Below are 17,074 nucleotides of genomic sequence, written 5' to 3' on the forward strand. Positions count from 1 at the left end.
GGGGTCAGGGGTGGTCGGTGGTCGGTCGGGCGGGGTCACGGGGCGACGGCCGGCGGGAAGCCGGCGGTCGCCGTCGTGCGGAGGGTCAGCGCGCGGGCCGCGTCCAGGGTGATGCGGAAGTGCCGCTGCCAGGAGGCATCGTCCCGGTCCGGGTGGTCCTCGCGCCAATGGCAGCCGCGGGTCTCCTCGCGGCGCCGGGCCGCGGCGACCAGTACCCGGGCCACGCACAGCAGGTTGGTGGCCTCCCACGCCTCCACGCCGGGCTCGGGGGCCTTGTGTGCGGCTCCCGGGGTGTTCGCCGTGGACGCCTCGGTGGCCTCGCGGTGGAGGCGGTCGAGTTCGGCGGCGGCGCGGGCGAGGCTGTCGGCGCTGCGCAGTACGCCGGCGCCGGCGGCCATGATCCGCTGTACGGCCGTGCGGGTCTCGGGGGCGAGGAGCGGGAGGGTCGCGCGGGGCGCCGCGGGGCGGGCGGCGGCCGGGGTGCGCGGCGCGGGGTTCTCGACGATGTCCGCGGCGATCCGCTCGGCGAAGACCAGGCCCTCCAGGAGGGAGTTGGAGGCGAGGCGGTTGGCGCCGTGGACGCCGGTGCAGGCGACCTCGCCGCAGGCGTAGAGGCCGGGGACGGTGGTGCGGCCGTGCAGGTCGGTGCGGACGCCGCCGGAGGCGTAGTGCGCGGCCGGCGCGACGGGTATCGGCTCGGTGACCGGGTCGATGTGGTGGGCGCGGCAGGCGGCGAGGATGGTCGGGAAGCGGGTCTCCCACATGGCGGCGCCGAAGTGCCGGCCGTCCAAGTACATGTGCTCGACGCCCTGTTCGAGCGACCGGCGCAGGATCGCCTTGGCGACGATGTCCCGCGGCGCCAGTTCGGCGAGCTCGTGCTGCCCGACCATGAAGCGGACGCCGTCGGCGTCGACGAGATGCGCGCCCTCGCCCCGTACGGCCTCGGAGATCAGCGGCTGCTGGCCCTCCGCGTCCGGGCCGAGATACAGAACGGTGGGGTGGAACTGCACGAATTCGAGGTCGGAGACCTCGGCGCCGGCGCGCAGGGCCAGCGCCACTCCGTCGCCGGTGGAGACCGCCGGGTTGGTGGTCGCGGAGAAGACCTGGCCCATGCCTCCGGTGGCGAGGACCACGGCCGGGGCGTGCACGGCGCCGACGCCGTCGTGCTGGCCCTCGCCCATGACGTGCAGGGTGACGCCGGAGGTGCGGCCGTCGGCGTCCGTGAGCAGGTCCAGGACGAGCGCGTTCTCGATGGTGCGCAGGCCGGCGTCGCGGACCGCCTCGACCAGCGCGCGGGAGATCTCCGCGCCGGTGGCGTCGCCGCCGGCGTGCGCGATGCGGCGGCGGTGGTGGCCGCCCTCACGGGTGAGCGCTATCTCCTCGCCGCCCGGCGCGGTGTCGAAGCGCGCGCCGGTCGCGATCAGCCGGTGGACGGCTGCCGGGCCCTCGGTGACCAGGGTCCGTACGGCGTCCTCGTCGCACAGGCCGGCGCCGGCGACGAGGGTGTCGGCCAGATGCTGCTCCGGGGAATCGCCCTCGCCCAGGGCCGCGGCGATACCGCCCTGCGCCCATCGGGTGGAGCCGTCGTCCAGGCGGGCCTTGGTGACGACGACGGTCCGGCGGCCGGCGGCGGCGCAGCGCAGCGCGGCGGTCAGTCCGGCCACACCGGAGCCCACGACGACCACGTCCGCCTCGATGGACCAGCCGGGCTCGGGGGCGTTCAGGCGTATCCGGCTGCCCGGGGCGGGGCCGGGGCCGCTGTCCGTCGCGGGGGCAGGGCCTGTTCCGGTTGCGGTCATCGGGTCGCTCCCAGGGTGCCGTGGGGGGTGGTGGGCGGTGTGCCGGGTGCTGCGGAGGTGCCGGTGGCGGCGTGGTGCGCCGCGGTGCCGCCCGTGCCGGCGGTGGCCTGCCGGGCGGGTGTGGTGTCCGGGCGGGGCGAGACGAACGTGAGCCGGATGTTGTCGATCAGGCGGGTGGTGCCGACCTTGGCGGCGACCGCGAGGACCGCCTCGCCCTCGTAGTCGTCGGGGACCTCGGTGAAGTCGGACGGGTCGACCAGCGCCAGGTAGTCGAGGAGCAGCGGCGGCTCCAGCCGGGCGGCGTCGTCGAGGACCGCGCGGGCCGCGGCGCGCGCCACGGACGGGCCCTGGAGGGGGCTCGCGGCGGCGTGCGCGACGGCGTGGGCGTCGGCGGCGGCCCGGTCCTCGCCGAGGGCGGCCAGTGCCGCGGCGCGGTCCTGGGCCGGGTGGGCGGTGGAGACCGCCCGGGCGTGCAGCGCCTCCTCGGCGGTGAGCCGGTCGCGGGCGGCGAAGAGGGCCGCGGAGAGGGACAGGGCGGTGCGCCGCTCCGGGAGGGACAGGTAGCGGTTGCGGCTGGAGAGGGCGAGGCCGTCGTCCTCGCGCACCGTGGGGACGCCGACGATCTCCACGGGGAAATTCAGGTCGGCGGCCATCCGCGTGATGAGGGCCAGTTGCTGGGCGTCCTTCTGTCCGAAGAGCGCCACGTCCGGTCCGGTCAGGTGCAGCAGCTTGGCGACGACGGTCAGCACGCCGTCGAAGTGGCCGGGGCGGCTGGCGCCCTCCAGGAGCGTGCCCATGGGGCCCGCGGCGATGCGGACCTGTGGGCGGCCGCCGGGGTAGACCTCGTCGACGGACGGCGCGAAAACGGCGTCGGCGCCGGCCGCGGCGGCCAGTTCGACGTCCTCGTCCAGGGTCCGCGGGTACCGGTCCAGGTCCTCGCCGGCGCCGAACTGCAGCGGGTTGACGAAGACGGTGACGACGACCTGGCCTTCCGGCCCGACCCGGTGGCGGGCGGCCCGGACCAGGGAGGCGTGGCCCTCGTGCAGTGCCCCCATGGTCATGACGACGGCGCGCGCGCCACTACGGCGCGGCAGGTCGCGGAGCGCGGCGGCGGTGTGGAGCAGGCGGGCCGCGGGGCCCGCGGACGGCCGGGAGGAGCGCTCGGGGGACGGCTGCGAGGACGGCTCGGGGGACGGCTGCGGGCTCGTGGGCGAGGAGGTCATCGGTCGCCTCCTTCGGGGCCGTGGTGGGGGGTGTCGGGGCCGTGGTCGGGGCCGTGGTCGGAGCCGTCGGGGTCGTGGTCGCGGCCGTTGGGCTCGTTGGGCTCGTTGGGCTCGTTGGGCTCGTTGGGCTCGTTGGGCTCGTTGGGCTCGTTGGGCTCGTTGGGCTCGTTGGGCTCGTTGGGATTGTCGGCGCGTCCGGGGCCGTCGGGTGTGCGGGGGCCGTTGCCGGGGGCGTCCGGTCCGGTGCCGGGGGCGGCGGGGCCCGGGGCGGGACGAGCGGTGGGGCGGGCCGCGGGGCCGTCGCCCGCGTCGGCGAGCACGCCGAGCAGGTCCTCGGCCAGTTCCGGCTTGAGCAGACCGTGGGCCAGCGCCCGGTCCGCCGTCGTACGGGCCATCGCGAGGTACCCCGCGACGCTCTGCGGCGAGTGCCGGCGCAGCTCCGCGACGTGCGCGGCGACGGTGCCGGCGTCCCCGCGGGCGACCGGCCCGGTCAGCGCGGCGTCGCCGGACCGCAGCGCGTTGTCCAGCGCCGCGCCCAGCAGCGGGCCCAGCATCCGGTCCGGGGCCCGCACGCCCGCGTCGGCCAGCAGCTCCATCGACTGGGCGACGAGGGTGACCAGGTGGTTCGCGCCGATCGCGAGCGCCGCGTGGTAGAGCGGACGGGCGGATTCCGCGATCCACTCGGGCTCCCCGCCCATCTCGATGACCAGCGCCTCGGCGGCCATCCGCAGCTCCTCGGGCGCGGTGACCCCGAAGGAGCAGCCGGCCAGCCGCTGCACGTCCACGGAGGTGCCGGTGAACGTCATGGCCGGGTGCAGGGCGAGCGGCAACCCGCCGGCCCGGGTCGCCGGGTCCAGCACGGCGGTGCCGTAGCGCCCGGAGGTGTGCACGAGCAGCTGGCCCGGCCGTACGGCGCCGGTTTCGGCGAGCCCGGTCACCAGGTCGGCGAGCGCGTCGTCGGGAACGGTCAGCAGGACCAGGTCAGCGCGGGCGAGCACCTCGGCGGGGGTGACCAGCGGGACGTCGGGGAGCAGTGCGGCGGCGCGCCGTACGGAGGCGTCGGAGACTCCCGACACCGCGACCGGGCGGTGCCCCGCGAGCTGCAGCGCGGCGGCCAGGGCGGGCCCGACACGGCCTGCGCCGACCACTCCGACGGTCAGCCGGGCGGGGCGGTCCTGGGCCTCGAGGGGTGGGGTTGGATTCACGCGGCGATGGCCTTCCGTTCCAGTCCGCGGGGGGTACCGGACGATTCCTCGCCATGCTACGCGAGTGTTTCCGGCGGACTTCAGAGCTGTGCGGAGGGTGAGACATGGGTCTCTCACGAGAGTTATCCACAGGGGTCGCGGGGCGACGCGGGACGGGGCGATGATCGGTGCGACGGCGCGGGGCGGACGCGGACGGGATCGCGGCGCGAAGCGCGGAGAAAAGACCAGGCAGGGGGCTGTGAGGACGATGAGCACAACGGGGGACGGCGTGCCGGGCGGGAAGCCGGAGACGACAGTGGCGCAGGCGGAGACCGTGACAGCGGAGACCGTGACAACGGGGGCGGCGGACGGCTCGGACAGCTCGGGGGGCGCGGTGGACGGTTCGGTGGACGCGGTGGAGGCGGGCGGCACGGTGGATTCGGTGGACGCGGGCGGCACGGTGGGGGCGGGCGGTTTGGCGCCGGTCGGGCGGTCCCGGATGCTCGCGGCGATCCGCGGCTCGCGCCGGGTCCTGGCGGGCGGCGTGCCCGTCGAGACGGTCCGCGAGCGGCTGGCCCGGCTGGCGGACGACGCTCCCGGCGCGTACGACCTGGACGACTGGACGGACCTCTACGGCAACGACGACGGCATAGTCGGCGAGCTGGAGCGCCGGACCGCGGAAGTCCTGGGCACCGAGGCCGCCGCGTTCTTCCCGACCGGCACGATGGCCCAGCAGGTGGCCTTGCGGTGCTGGGCGGGGCGGACGGGCAACCCGACCGTGGCCGGCCACCCGCTGTCCCACCTGGAGGTCCACGAGCGCGATGCCTATGCGGTGGTCAGCGGACTGCGCATGGTGCATCCGACGCAGGCGCCGCGGCTGCCGACCGCCGACGAGATCCACGACCTGCAGGAGCCGTTCGGCACCCTCGCGCTCGAACTGCCGCTGCGGGACGCCGGGTTCGTCCTACCTGACTGGGACGAGCTGACCGCGGTGGTGGCGGCGGCCCGGGACCGGGACGCGGTGGTGCACTTCGACGGTGCCCGCCTGTGGGAGTGCGGCCCGCACTTCGGGCGCCCGCTGACGGAGATCGCCGCTCTCGCGGACAGCGTGTACGTGTCCTACTACAAGTCCCTGGACGGCATATCGGGCGCCGCCCTCGCCGGTCCCGAGGACTTCGTGGCGGAGGCGCGGGCCTGGCGGCACCGGTACGGCGGCCAGCTGTTCCAGCAGTGGCCGGCCGCGCTGGCCGCCCTGGCGGGCCTGGACCGTGAGCTGCCGCGCCTGCCCGGGTACGTCGCCCACGCGAAGGTCGTCGCCCGGGCGCTGGGCGAGGGTCTGGCGGACGCCGCCGTGCCGTGGTTCAGGGTGCATCCGGAGGTCCCGCACACCCATCAGTTCCAGGTGTGGCTGCCCCATCCGCCGGCGGTTCTGAACGAGGCCGTCGTCCGGCAGGCGGAGGAGACGGGAACGACGCTGTTCCGCAAGTGGTTCGAGGCGGACCTGGGCGGGCCGCCCGGGGTGGCTCTGACGGAGGTGACGGTCGCCGCCTCCGCCATGGACTGGACCGCCGCGGAGGTGCGCTCGGCAGTCGCGGAGTTCCTGGGCTACGTGGAAGGGGTTCGTGCGGGGGTGAAGCGGGAGTGAAACGGGGCTGACGTGCGGCGCGGCTGACGTGGTGTTCCGTGGCTGACGTGGTCGGAGTTGTGCGGTGGGCCGCGGCTTGTCTGAGGTGCGGCCGTGACGGAAGAACCAAAGGGAGGGGGAGTAAAGGGAGGGGGGAGTACGGGCTCGCAAGGGCGGAGACCTGCTCGGGGTCAGGGCCCTGGGTCAGGGCTCGGGCTCTGGGTCAGGGCTTGGTGGGCTCGGCGTGGTGGTGCAGGGGGGCGGTGCGTACGACCGGGGCGGTGCGCGGTGCCGGCTCCGGGACGGCGGTGCGGGAGCGGCGCCACCGGAGGAGGTCGCGGAGCGTGCGGAAGGTGTGGGCGCCGGGGGCGGGCGGAGCGGATTCGGCCCGTCGGGCGGCGCGGTAGGTGTCGAGGAGGTGCTGCTGAGTGGCGTTCATGGGTGCCACTGTGCGGCGGTCCGACGACGTGGGGCGCATCGATTGACGGGAGCCGTCAATCGACGGCCGAGCGGGTCACGAGGTCGCGCATGATGGGCTCATGGCCAACGTCATCGACATCACCGGGCTGCCGCCGGAGCGTGTCATCTTCTGCCCCTCGCCGCTGGCGGAGCTGTGCGCCGCGCTGCACGCGCTGTCCGAGCCGGGGCACCATCCGGGGCTGCACGGCTGGGTCACCGCCACCAACGCGGCGCTGAAGACCGACCTCGCCGACCGGTTGTGTGAGGCGGACTTCCTGTGGCGGTCGTCGCGTTCCGACATTCTGCTGCCGGCCCGGCCGGGGGCGACGCTGGCCGAGGAACTGGACGAGTTGGACCGGATCGACGACGAGCGGTTCGTGGCCGCGGCGTTCGAGATCTCCTGCTCGGCGACGTACACCAAGGCCACGCCGTCGCCGCTGGTCGATGCCGACGAGCGGGCCCGCGTACGGGAGATGGCCGCCGCGCGCGGCCCACGGCAGGCGGCGTTCACCGACCGCATGCTGACCGACCCCGACGGGCTGCGGGTGTGGCTGCGCCGGCTGTTCGAGGACTGTGAGGAGGCGTTCTTCGGGGACATCTGGCGGCGGGTGGGCATCCAGTTGGCCGCCGATGCCCGGCACAAGACCGAACTGCTGCGCCGCAAGGGGCTGGCCGAGACGCTGCCCGCCACGTCGGCGGCGCTCTCGCTGGAGGAGGCGCAGGACGGCAGCGGTGGTGCGCGGATCGTGGTCGACAAGCTGGCCGGGGGCCGTACGACGGCGTTCGCGAATGCCGACGACCCCGGGGTCACGTTCCTGCCGACGTCGTTCGGCTGGCCGCATCTGCTGGTGAGCCACGCCCCGGGGTGGCGACCGGTGATCCAGTACCCGGTGGCGAGCCCGGAGTTGCCGCCGCCGGCCACGCTGGAGCTCGTGCAGCAGCGGCTGGAGGCCCTGGGGCATCCGATGCGGATGCAGCTGTGCCGCACGCTGGCGCGCGGGCCGCACACAACGGGAGAGCTGGCGCACGCGTACGGCATCACCCCGCCGGAGGTGTCGCGGCACGTCGCGATGCTGAAGAAGGCCGGGCTGGTGCTGACGCGGCGCCGGGGGCGCTATGTGCTGCACCAGCTGGACCTCCAGGTGGTGGCCCGGCTGGGCAGCGACTTCCTTGAGGGTGTGCTGCGTTGAGAGACGTGCGGCGTTGAGGCGCGTGCTGCATTGAGGCGCGTGCTGCGCTGAAAGACGTGCGGCGTTGAGGGGCGGGGAGGGGTGGGGTGGGGGTGGGGGTCCCCCCGGGGGGAGCGGTGGGGTGGAGTCGGCGGTTTCGTTGCCCCCGTCAGTTGTCCTGCAGGAACTTCTTCGCCAGGGCGTCGCCGCGGCTGACCGCGTCGGCGTGGCTCTCGATCGGTGAAGCCTTGGAGTTCTTGAAGAGGACGTAGGTGACGCCCGAATCGGCGCCGCCGTTCTCCGGGTCGGGGTCGATGCCCAGGCCCTTGGCCGCCGCGTAGGACGCCTCGCCAATGATCTTGTCGGGGCCGGTGTCGCCGACGACGGCGTACTCGACCTGGTTGTTGTAGATGATGGCGACCACGCCGCCGCCCTTGATGCCGGCGGACGCGTAGTTCCAGATGCCGCTGACGCTGGGGACGACGACGTACGGCAGCTTCTCGGCGTTCAGCGGCTTGCCGTTGGACTGGTGGAAGGCGGTGTCGTCCTGGTACCAGGGGTCGGTGTCGGCGTTGCACTTCGAGGTGGTCTGGCCGTCGCAGTCGACGTCCATGTCGGCCTTCCAGAAGACCGCACCGTTCTTGCCGCAGACCGGCACGGTGGCCGACGTCTCCTCGTCCGTGCGGTACTTGCCGTTGGAGAGCTGCGAACAGCCCTTGAGCTTCGCGAGTAAGTCGGCCGCGCTGACCGAGCCCTCCTGGAGGCCGGCGCCCGGGGCGGCGGTGGTGGTGCGGTGGGCGGCGGGCTGGGCGGTGGCGGGGAGGGCGGCCGCGGCGAGCAGGGCGGCGCCGGAGGCGGTGGCGAGGGCGAGAGTTCGTCTGCGCACGAGGGAACCCTTCTGTTAGGAAAGTTTCCTTACCGCCCGCAAATCTGCTCCTCCCCGGCGGGCGCGTCAAGCCTCTTGCCGGTCACTTCCTCCCACCATCGCCCCTGCCGCGCACCCGCGCCCGTCTTCGCCGTACGCCCCTACGCCCCGGTAGCGCACCCCGGCCGCACGCCCGCGCCTACGCTCCCGCTCCCCCGGCCCGGACGAGCCCCGTTTCGTACGCCAGCACCACTGCCTGGACGCGGTCCCGCAGGCTCAGCTTGGTGAGGATGCGGCCGACATGGGTCTTGACGGTCGCCTCGGACAGCACCAGCCGTGCGGCGATCTCACCGTTCGACAGCCCCTGGGCGACCAGCAGCAGCACCTCCCGTTCGCGGTCCGTCAGGCGCCCCAGCTCGGGACGGTCCGGAGCGGCGGAGGTGGCGGGCAGCATCGGCGTGAAGCGGTCCAGGAGCCGGCGGGTGGTGGACGGCGCGACGACCGCGTCGCCGCTCTCCACCGCGCGGATCGCGGCGAGCAGTTCGCCGGGCGGCACGTCCTTGAGCATGAAGCCGCTGGCCCCGGCCTTCAGTGCGGAGAAGGCGTACTCGTCCAGGTCGAAGGTGGTCAGGATGAGGACCTTGGGGGCGTCCTCCTTCTGTCCGCCCTCGCAGATCCGGCGGGTGGCCTCCACACCGTCCAGGTGCGGCATGCGGACGTCCATGAGGATCACGTCGACCTTGGTGGAGCGCAGCACCTCCAGCGCCTCCATGCCGTCCCCCGCCTCCGCGACGACCTCCATGTCGGGCTGTGCGGCGAGCACCATCCGGAAGCCGGTGCGCAGCAGCGCCTGGTCGTCGACGAGCATCACGCGGATGGTCATGGCAGGAGGATCCCTTCGGACACGGGGGCAGGGCAAACAGGGGGCGGGCAGGGGAGGGAACAAGAGGCGGAGCAGGGGGCGGAGCAGGTGACGGAGCCAGGGTCGAAACCGGTGCCGAAACCCGGGGGTCGGCACCACCTCGGCACCTCCTCTGCCCCACCACGGGAACACACGGGATCACACGAGAACACACGGGAACCCTGCGGGCGAACGCGGTGGAGAGCGGAGCGGGGCGGGCCGGCCTGGCGGCGGTGGCTCACTGTGCGGGTTTGAGGGGCAGGACGGCGCTGACGCGGAAGCCGCCGCCCGGCCGCGGGCCCGCGGTCAGGCTGCCGCCGACCATGCCGACCCGTTCGCGCATGCCGATCAGGCCGTGGCCGAGGCCGTCCGCGCCGCCTTCTTCGTAGAGCTCGTGCCGGGCGCCGCGGCCGTCGTCCTCGACGAGCAGATCGAGGTCGTTGTCCTTGTAGAAGAGGCGGACGGTCGCCCCGACGTCGGGACCGCCGTGCTTGCGGGTGTTGGTGAGCGCTTCCTGGACGATGCGGTAGGCGGTCAGCTCGATGCTGCTGGGCAGCGGGCGCGGTTCGCCCTCCACCCGGAAGTCGACCGGCAGGCCCGCGCCGCGTACCTGGTCCATGAGGTCGGTGAGCTGCTCGACGCCCGGCTGGGGCACGTACTCGCCGCCCTCCGCCTGTTCGCCGGTGCGCAGCACGCCCAGCAGGCGGCGCATTTCGGCCAGTGCCTGGCGGCCGGTGCCGGAGATCGTCTCCAGTGCCTGCCGGGTCTGCTCGGGGGCGGCGTCGAGGACGTAGGCGGCGCCGTCGGCCTGGACGACCATCACCGAGACGTTGTGCGCGACGACGTCGTGCAGTTCGCGGGCGATCCGGGCACGTTCGGCGGCGACCGCGATCCGGGACTGTGCCTCGCGCTCCTTCTCCAGCCGGGCGGCCTTCTCCTCCAGCTGTGCCCAGTAGGCGCGGCGGGTGCGCATGGAGTCGCCGAGCACCCAGGCCAGGACGAAGGGCACGGTGAGCAGCCCGGTGAAGAACGCCGATTCCCATGCCGGGCGGCTGACGGGTGCCTCCGAGAAGCGCCACACCGACAGGGCGGGCCCGATGAGGGCGCCGAGCAGGGCGCAGCGGGAGGCCCAGCGGGGGATGGTGGGGCCGGACGCGACGGTGTACGTGATCACGAACATCGCGAAGTCGCCCGGGTTGGACGGGACGTAGAAGACCAGTTGGCCGACGCCGATGGCGGCGGTCAGCAGGAGCATCTTGACGGGGGCCTTGCGGCGCAGCGCGATGACCAGGCAGAGGCCGAGGGTGAAGAGCGTGGCGGGGAGTTCCCTGGCGCCGTGGACGTCGGACACGATCCACAGGCCGGTGAACCCGAGGAGGAGGACCGCCCAGAAGGTGTCCACCCCCGTCGGGTGCCTGCGGAAGAAGTCGTAGAGGCGCTGCACGTAACCCAGCGTAGGCAGCCCTGATAGGTGTACGGGTCAACCGGAGGAGCGATCCTGTGCGCCGGGCGTACTCCCCAAGGTGGAGACTCGCTGCACCAAATGTGTCGGTCCTGGGGATGGCGGGCGTGGCACGCCCATGGGTCCGCCGGGCGCTCCCCCCGTACCGTGGGGCGGGTGACGAGCGAGTGGTGCGGGTGGCGGGATGCGACGGAACGGGCGCTGTACGGGGCCGAGGAGGGCTTCTACACCCGGCCCGGTGGTCCGGGTCCGGCCGGCCACTTCCGGACGTCCGTGCACGCCTCGCCTCTCTACGCGGGTGCCGTCGCGGCGCTGCTGCTGCGCGTCGACGCCGCGCTGGGCCATCCGGAGGAGCTGGCGCTGGTCGATGTGGGGGCGGGGCGCGGTGAGCTGTTGACGGGCGTGCTGGCCGCGTTGCCTGCCGAGGTGGCCGGGCGGGTGGGTGCGTACGCCGTCGAGCGGGCCGCGCGCCCGGAGGGGCTCGATCCGCGGATCGGCTGGCTCGGTGAGCTGCCGGCGGCGGGCTCGGTCACCGGGCTGCTGTTCGCGAACGAGTGGCTCGACAACGTCCCGGTGGATGTCGTGGAGACCGGTGCAGACGGGGTGGCGCGCCGGGTCCTGGTACGGGCCGACGGCGCGGAGCGGCTGGGTGATCCGGTGGACGGGGCGGACGCGGAGTGGCTGCGCCGTTGGTGGACGCCGCCGCTGGAGGCCGCCGAGGGCGCCGCCTGGCCGGTGGGTGAGCCGGGGCTGCGCGCCGAGATCGGCCGTCCCCGGGACGAGGCGTGGGCGCGGGCCGTGGGGTCGCTGCGCGCCGGGCTCGCGGTGGCCGCCGACTATGCGCACGAGCAGGGGGACCGGCCGCTCTTCGGTACGCTCACCGGTTTCCGTGACGGCCGCGAGGTGCGGCCGGTGCCCGACGGCAGCTGCGACATCACGGCGCATGTGGCGCTGGACGCCTGCGCGGGGCCGTCGGCCCGGCGGACGACGCAGCGGGCGGCGCTGCGCGCCCTCGGGGTGGACGGCCGTCGTCCGCCGCTCGCCCTGGCCGCCGGCGACCCGGCCGCCTACGTGCGGGCGCTGGGCGCAGCGGGGTCGGCGGCGGAGCTGACGGACCCGGCGGGGCTGGGCGGCTTCGGGTGGCTTCTGGAGCCGGTGGGCGGGCGGTGCGCGGCGCTGTTCGAGGAGTGGGACGGCTGAGGGCCAGCAGGGGTGCCGGTGCGGTGTCCTGCGAGACTGTTCCCATGACGGAGACGACGGTCGGCATCGGCGGCGCGGCGGAGAGCACCGACATGGTGCTGAACATCGGGCCGCAGCATCCCTCGACGCACGGTGTGCTGCGGCTGCGCCTCGTCCTGGACGGGGAGCGCATCCAGCACGCCGAACCGGTCATCGGGTACATGCACCGGGGTGCCGAGAAGCTCTTCGAGGCGCGCGACTACCGCCAGATCGTCATGCTCGCCAATCGGCACGACTGGCTGTCGGCGTTCTCCAACGAGCTGGGCGTGGTGATGGCCGTCGAGCGGATGCTGGGCATGGAGGTGCCCGAGCGTGCGGTGTGGATGCGTACGCTGCTGGCCGAGCTGAACCGGGTGCTGAACCACCTGATGTTCCTCGGCTCGTATCCGCTGGAGCTGGGTGGCATCACTCCGGTGTTCCACGCGTTCCGGGAGCGCGAGGAGCTGCAGGCGGTCATGGAGGAGCTGTCCGGCGGGCGGATGCACTACATGTTCAACCGCGTCGGCGGCCTCAAGGAGGACCTGCCGGCGGGGTGGCTCGGCCGGGCCCGGCAGGCCGTCGCCGATGTGCGCTCCCGTATGGACGTCTTCGACAACCTGGTCCTGGGCAATGAGATCTTCCGCGGCCGGACCCGCGGGGTGGGGGTGCTCGCGCCGGAGACGGTGCACGCGTACGGCGTGTCCGGGCCGATCGCCCGCGCGTCCGGTGTGGACTTCGACCTGCGGCGGGACGAGCCGTACCTGGCGTACGGGGAGCTGGCGTCCACGCTGAAGGTGATAACCCGCCAGGAGGGCGACTGCCTGGCGCGTTTCGAGTGCCTGCTGGCGCAGAGCCACAACGCGCTCGACCTCGCCGACGCCTGCCTGGACCGGATGGCGGAGCTGCCGCCGGGGCCGGTCAACCAGCGGCTGCCGAAGGTCCTCAAGGCGCCCGAGGGCGCGACGTACGCGTGGACCGAGAACCCGTTGGGGATCAACGGCTACTACCTGGTCTCCAAGGGGGACAAGACGCCGTACCGGCTCAAGCTGCGCTCGGCGTCGTTCAACAACATCCAGGCGCTGGTGGAGCTGCTGCCGGGGACGCTGGTCGCCGACATGGTCGCGATTCTCGGCTCGCTGTTCTTCGTGGTGGGCGACATCGACAAGTAGGTCGGCACGTGGATCGACACGTGGATCGACATGTAGATCGACAGGTAGGGCGGCGGCCCGGGAGGTGTCGGTCCGGAACGTGAAAGGCCCTCGGCCCCGGTGCTCGGGAAAGCTCCGGGGCCGAGGGCTGACGGGCAGGGGCCGGGCGCGGCGGGTGCCGTGCGGGTCAGGAGATGGCGCTGCGCAGCACGCCGACGTCGAGCTGTTCGGTCTCGTCGTGCGCGGTGAGGTCGATGACCTCGCCGGCGCCGCTGGTGGTCGGACCGTCGGCCACGGGCGCGCCGGCGCTGTCCTCGCCGGTGCCGGGCCCGTCGGTGCCGGACTCGTCGCTGCCGGTCTGCGCGTCGTCGGGCCGCTCGTCGCTGCCGGCGGCCAGCTGCGGACGGTCCTGCGTACGGGCCCGGTGGCGGGCTTCGGCACGGGCGGACTGCTCGGCGAGCGCCTCGTCGCCGACGACGTCCGCCAGGTCCTCCTCCAGCGGGGCGGGCAGCTGCCGGGCGGGGGCGTCGCTGCCGTTGCCGAAGAAGTCGAAGCCGCCCAGTTCGCGGGAGGCGGTGGGGCGGGCCGGGGTGAGGGCGGCGGCGGTGGCCGGGACCGGACGGAGCGCGGAGCCGGGTGCCGTACGGGCCCGGTCCGCGCCGCCGGTGCGCTCGGCGCCGGCCGCCGGGGCCTTCCCCCGGCCGTCACCGTCCCGGCCCTGCGGGGTGCCGGTGGCGCCACCGGAGGGGCGCTGCGCGGCGTTGCCGCCGGCGGCGGGCGCGGCGTCGCGGGCGGCGCGCTGCCGGGCGGCGTTGCGGGCCAGCTGACGGAGCGCCTGGTCGGCCTGGGCGTAGGCGGCGGCGTCCGGGGCCGGCCGGCTCCGGTCGTCGGCGGGCCCGCGCCGGGCCGGGACGGTGGCCTTCGCGGTACGCAGCGCGTCGAGGGGCCGGGGCGGGCCCGCGACGGCCGGCAGCGCCTTGGCCGGGGCGGCCTCGATGGCGAGCAGCCGGCGGCCCTCCAGGGCGCTGGCCCGCTCGGTCTCGGCGGTGGCGTAGCGGCGCAGCAGCTCGGCGTGCTCGCTGCGCAGCCGGGCCAATTCGGCGCGCTTGGCCCGGAGTTTGCCCTCCAGGGCGGTGCGGAGCTCGCGGGACTCCTCGACGTCCGTTTCGAGTTCGGCTATCCGCTCCTCGGTGCGCCACTCGTCGCGCACCCGGGCGCGGGTGAGTTCGGCGACCCGGCGGCCGGCCTTGCGGTCCCAGGACCGCAGCAGGACGGCGCCGGTGAGTGCGGCGGCCGCCGCGCCCGCGGCGAGCACCCGTTGCACCAGGTCGTCGCCGACAAACCACGCGCCCGCGGCGCAGGCGATTGACACACCGGCGACCGTCGACGGAGGAAGCAGCCGGTGGAGGGGTGGTGAATGGCGGTGGCGTCCTCGTGGCATGGCCAGAAACTTACCGTGCGTGCGGGACCTATGGGGCCCCGCCCGCCGATCCGTTTCCCGCTGGTTACTTCTTGACCAGCCCCTTCGACTCCAGAAATGCCTGCGCGACATCCGCGGGCTTGAGTCGCTCGGCATCGACCTTGCGGTTCAAGTTGATCAAGTCTTCGGTCGTCAGCGCACTCGTGAGCTTCCCGAGGGCGGTCTCGATCTCCTTGTCGCCCGCGCTCTTGGCATTCACCACCGGCAGCACATTGTCGGCGTTCTGGAGCTTCTTGTCGTCCTTCAGAAGCACCAGTCCGAAGTTGTCGAGGGTGGCGTCCGTGGTCGTGGTGAGCACCAGTTGGTCGGTGCCGTCCTTGACCGCCTGCTTGGCCTGCGGCGTCCCGACCCCCTTGGGGTCCAGGCCGGTGATGTCGATGCCGTAGGTCTTCTCCAGGCCGGGCTTGCAGAACACCCGGGTCTCGCACTCCTCCCCCGAGGCGAGTTTGATCTTCTGGTGGGAAGCGCCGAGGTCGGAGAGGGTCTTCAGCTTGTGCTCGGCGGCGAATTCCTTGCTGACCGCGAAGGCGTTCTGATCCGTCGCGGAGCCCGCCGGCAGCACCTTCAGTCCGCGCGGTGCGGCGAGCTTCTTCAGCGCCGTCACCGTCTTGTCGATGTCGCTGGAGGCGACGGGCTTCGCCTTGGCGCCGTTCTGCTTCGCGTTGAGGAATTCGGCGAGGGTGGAGGCGTATTCCGGGACCACATCGATCTGCCCCTTCTCCAGGGCCGGTTCATACAGCTCGCGATTGGCGAGGGTCTGTATGCGGGTGCGGTAACCGGCGTCGGAGAGGAGACGGGAATAGATCTCGGCGAGCACCTTCGACTCGGTGAAACCGGCCGAGCCGATGACGATCTCGTCCTTGCCGCCCTTGCCGTGGGAACCGCCCTTCTCCTCCAGGCTCTGGCCACCGCATGCGGCCAGCCCGGCTGCCAGTGCGAGGACGGTGCCCGCGACGAGCGCGGTACGGGACGCGCGCGAGGTGCTGCTCATGGATGCCACCATTCAGTCCGTTCGGATCAGTTCGGGTCCGGTCGCGTCGGTCCGGGCCGGAGCCCGGCGCGACGTCGTACGCGCCGCCGGGGCGCCACGGGCGGCACGCCGCCGCCCCCGCATCGGGTCGAGGAGCCGCTCGGCGAGGACGAGGACGCCCTCCACGGCCAGCGCGAGCACGGCCACCAGCAGGGCGCCCGCGACGACCTGAGCGGTGTCGTAGTTGCCGAAGCCCGCGGTGATGATGCGGCCCAGGCCCCCGCCGCCGGCCAGCGCGGCCAGCGTCGCGGTCGCCACCACCTGGACGGTGGCGGACCGCAGACCGGTCATGATCAGCGGGTAGGCGAGCGGTATCTCGACCCGCAGCAGGAGCTGCGGCCCCGACATGCCCATCCCGCGGGCGGCCTCGACGACATCGCGGTCCGCCTCCCGCATGCCCAGATAGGCGTTGGTCAGCAGCGGCGGCACCGCGAACAGCACCAGCGCGATGACCGTCGGCCAGTCCCCGTGCCGGCCCAGCGGACTGAGCGTCAGCAGCACCAGCACCGCGAACGTGGGCACCGCCCGCCCCACGTTGGACAGGCTGACCGCCAGCGCCCCGCCCCTGCCGAGGTGCCCGAGCCAGAGCGCCACCGGCAGGGCGATCAGGCAGGCCAGCGCCAGACACACGCCACTGAGCCACAGATGCTCGGCCAGCCGGTGCCAGACGCCCTTCTCCCCCGCCCAGTTGGCGGCCGTCGTCAGCCACTGCCAGGCCCCCGCGATCGCCCCCATCAGCCCGCCGCCTTCGCCACACGCGCCCCGCGCCGCGCCCGCACCCCGCCGCGCGCCTGCGCCCGCGTCCAGGGCGTCAGCAGCCGCTGGAGGAGCATCAGCAGCAGATCGGCGAGCAGCGCCAGCAGCACGCACAGCACCGACGCCGTGAGCACCTCCGCCTTGAAGAAGCCCTCCATGCCGCTGGCTATGAGATTGCCCAGGCCGCCGTAGCCGACGACGGAGCCGATGGTCGTCATCGCCACCGTCGAGACCGTGGCGATCCGCACGCCGGCCACCAACGCCGGGAGTGCCAGCGGGAGTTCCACCTCCAGCAGCAGGCGGGCGGGGCCGTATCCCATGCCCCGGGCGGCCTCCCGCACCTCGGCGGGCACCGCTTGGAGCCCGGCGAGGATGTTGCGTACCAGGATGGTCAGCGAATACAGCACCAGGCCCGTGACGACCACCGCGGCCGAGACCCCGAACACCGGTGTCAGCAGGGCGAACATCGCCAGCGAGGGGACCGTGTAGAGCACCGTCGTCAGGCCCAGGACCGGGCCGGCCGCGCCCCGCCGGCTCCTGGCCAGCAGGGCCAGCGGAAAGGCGATCACCAGCCCGATCAGCACCGACACCACGGTGATGCCGAGGTGCTGCACCGTGGCGTCGGTCAACTCCTGGCTGCGGGTGCGCAGATACTCACCGCAGATCCAGTCGTTCGTCTCCAGGCAGCTCGGCCCGGCGGCGTGGCCGCTCATGGCCCGTCACCTCCCCCGCCCTCTCGCTCATTTCTTCGATTAC

15 protein-coding genes are annotated in these 17,074 nt (G+C 73.7%); 4 read left to right on the forward strand and 11 right to left on the reverse strand.

Going from position 1 to position 17,074, the window contains the following annotated elements:
- Positions 1-35 precede the first annotated feature (35 nt).
- Genes SL103_RS33280 through SL103_RS33290 form a run of 3 tightly spaced genes read right to left on the reverse strand, consistent with a single transcriptional unit; the run spans position 36 to position 4,227 of the window.
- Positions 36-1,799 (reverse strand): L-aspartate oxidase, encoded by a 1,764-nt coding sequence (locus SL103_RS33280; RefSeq protein ID WP_208870006.1) that lies wholly within the window; start codon positions 1,797-1,799, stop codon positions 36-38.
- Complete coding sequence (panC, locus tag SL103_RS33285) at positions 1,796-3,022, reverse strand: pantoate--beta-alanine ligase (RefSeq protein WP_069572658.1); 1,227 nt, start codon at positions 3,020-3,022, stop codon at positions 1,796-1,798. The genes SL103_RS33280 and panC overlap by 4 nt, the downstream gene beginning before the upstream one ends.
- The gene (locus tag SL103_RS33290) at positions 3,019-4,227 is read right to left on the reverse strand and encodes a Rossmann-like and DUF2520 domain-containing protein (RefSeq protein ID WP_069572659.1); all 1,209 of its coding nucleotides are present in this window, start codon (positions 4,225-4,227) and stop codon (positions 3,019-3,021) included. The genes panC and SL103_RS33290 overlap by 4 nt, the downstream gene beginning before the upstream one ends.
- A gap of 478 nt (positions 4,228-4,705) precedes the next feature.
- Here SL103_RS33290 and SL103_RS33295 point away from each other — a divergent pair, with 478 nt between their 5' ends.
- Complete coding sequence (locus tag SL103_RS33295) at positions 4,706-5,851, forward strand: threonine aldolase family protein (protein WP_069574345.1); 1,146 nt, start codon at positions 4,706-4,708, stop codon at positions 5,849-5,851.
- A 202-nt stretch (positions 5,852-6,053) separates the two neighbouring features.
- Here the strand turns inward: SL103_RS33295 and SL103_RS33300 are convergent, their stop codons facing one another.
- The gene (locus SL103_RS33300) at positions 6,054-6,269 is read right to left on the reverse strand and encodes a hypothetical protein (RefSeq protein WP_069572661.1); all 216 of its coding nucleotides are present in this window, start codon (positions 6,267-6,269) and stop codon (positions 6,054-6,056) included.
- Positions 6,270-6,369: 100 nt separating this feature from the next.
- Between SL103_RS33300 and SL103_RS33305 the strand changes: the two genes are divergently transcribed.
- Positions 6,370-7,479 carry a DUF5937 family protein gene (locus SL103_RS33305; protein ID WP_069572662.1) on the forward strand — a complete coding sequence of 370 codons (1,110 nt, stop codon included), beginning with the start codon at positions 6,370-6,372 and terminating at the stop codon, positions 7,477-7,479.
- A gap of 148 nt (positions 7,480-7,627) precedes the next feature.
- Here the strand turns inward: SL103_RS33305 and SL103_RS33310 are convergent, their stop codons facing one another.
- The 3 genes from SL103_RS33310 to SL103_RS33320 all read right to left on the reverse strand — a co-directional run bounded on the left by SL103_RS33310 (position 7,628) and on the right by SL103_RS33320 (position 10,668).
- Positions 7,628-8,344 carry a glycoside hydrolase family 75 protein gene (locus SL103_RS33310; protein ID WP_069572663.1) on the reverse strand — a complete coding sequence of 239 codons (717 nt, stop codon included), beginning with the start codon at positions 8,342-8,344 and terminating at the stop codon, positions 7,628-7,630.
- A gap of 178 nt (positions 8,345-8,522) precedes the next feature.
- On the reverse strand, positions 8,523-9,206 hold the full coding sequence (locus SL103_RS33315) for a response regulator (RefSeq protein ID WP_069572664.1): 684 nt from the start codon (positions 9,204-9,206) through the stop codon (positions 8,523-8,525).
- Between the two features lie 256 nt (positions 9,207-9,462).
- Positions 9,463-10,668: a sensor histidine kinase gene (locus SL103_RS33320; RefSeq protein ID WP_069572665.1), complete on the reverse strand. Its 1,206-nt coding sequence runs from the start codon at positions 10,666-10,668 to the stop codon at positions 9,463-9,465.
- Positions 10,669-10,842: 174 nt separating this feature from the next.
- Here SL103_RS33320 and SL103_RS33325 point away from each other — a divergent pair, with 174 nt between their 5' ends.
- Positions 10,843-11,886, forward strand: a complete 1,044-nt coding sequence (locus SL103_RS33325; protein ID WP_069572666.1) for an SAM-dependent methyltransferase — start codon at positions 10,843-10,845, stop codon at positions 11,884-11,886.
- Between the two features lie 44 nt (positions 11,887-11,930).
- Positions 11,931-13,073: an NADH-quinone oxidoreductase subunit D gene (locus tag SL103_RS33330; RefSeq protein WP_069572667.1), complete on the forward strand. Its 1,143-nt coding sequence runs from the start codon at positions 11,931-11,933 to the stop codon at positions 13,071-13,073.
- Positions 13,074-13,239: 166 nt separating this feature from the next.
- Here SL103_RS33330 and SL103_RS33335 read toward each other — a convergent pair whose 3' ends face one another.
- The 4 genes from SL103_RS33335 to SL103_RS33350 form a co-directional block, all read right to left on the reverse strand.
- Complete coding sequence (locus tag SL103_RS33335) at positions 13,240-14,493, reverse strand: hypothetical protein (RefSeq protein ID WP_069572669.1); 1,254 nt, start codon at positions 14,491-14,493, stop codon at positions 13,240-13,242.
- A 64-nt stretch (positions 14,494-14,557) separates the two neighbouring features.
- Positions 14,558-15,523 carry an ABC transporter substrate-binding protein gene (locus SL103_RS33340; RefSeq protein WP_069572670.1) on the reverse strand — a complete coding sequence of 322 codons (966 nt, stop codon included), beginning with the start codon at positions 15,521-15,523 and terminating at the stop codon, positions 14,558-14,560.
- Positions 15,524-15,535: 12 nt separating this feature from the next.
- Positions 15,536-16,297: an ABC transporter permease gene (locus SL103_RS33345; RefSeq protein WP_069572672.1), complete on the reverse strand. Its 762-nt coding sequence runs from the start codon at positions 16,295-16,297 to the stop codon at positions 15,536-15,538.
- Positions 16,297-17,031 (reverse strand): ABC transporter permease, encoded by a 735-nt coding sequence (locus SL103_RS33350; protein WP_069572673.1) that lies wholly within the window; start codon positions 17,029-17,031, stop codon positions 16,297-16,299. Before SL103_RS33350 ends, SL103_RS33345 begins: the two co-directional genes overlap by 1 nt.
- Positions 17,032-17,074 lie beyond the last annotated feature (43 nt).

The organism is Streptomyces lydicus, from assembly GCF_001729485.1.
GTDB lineage: Bacteria > Actinomycetota > Actinomycetes > Streptomycetales > Streptomycetaceae > Streptomyces > Streptomyces lydicus_D.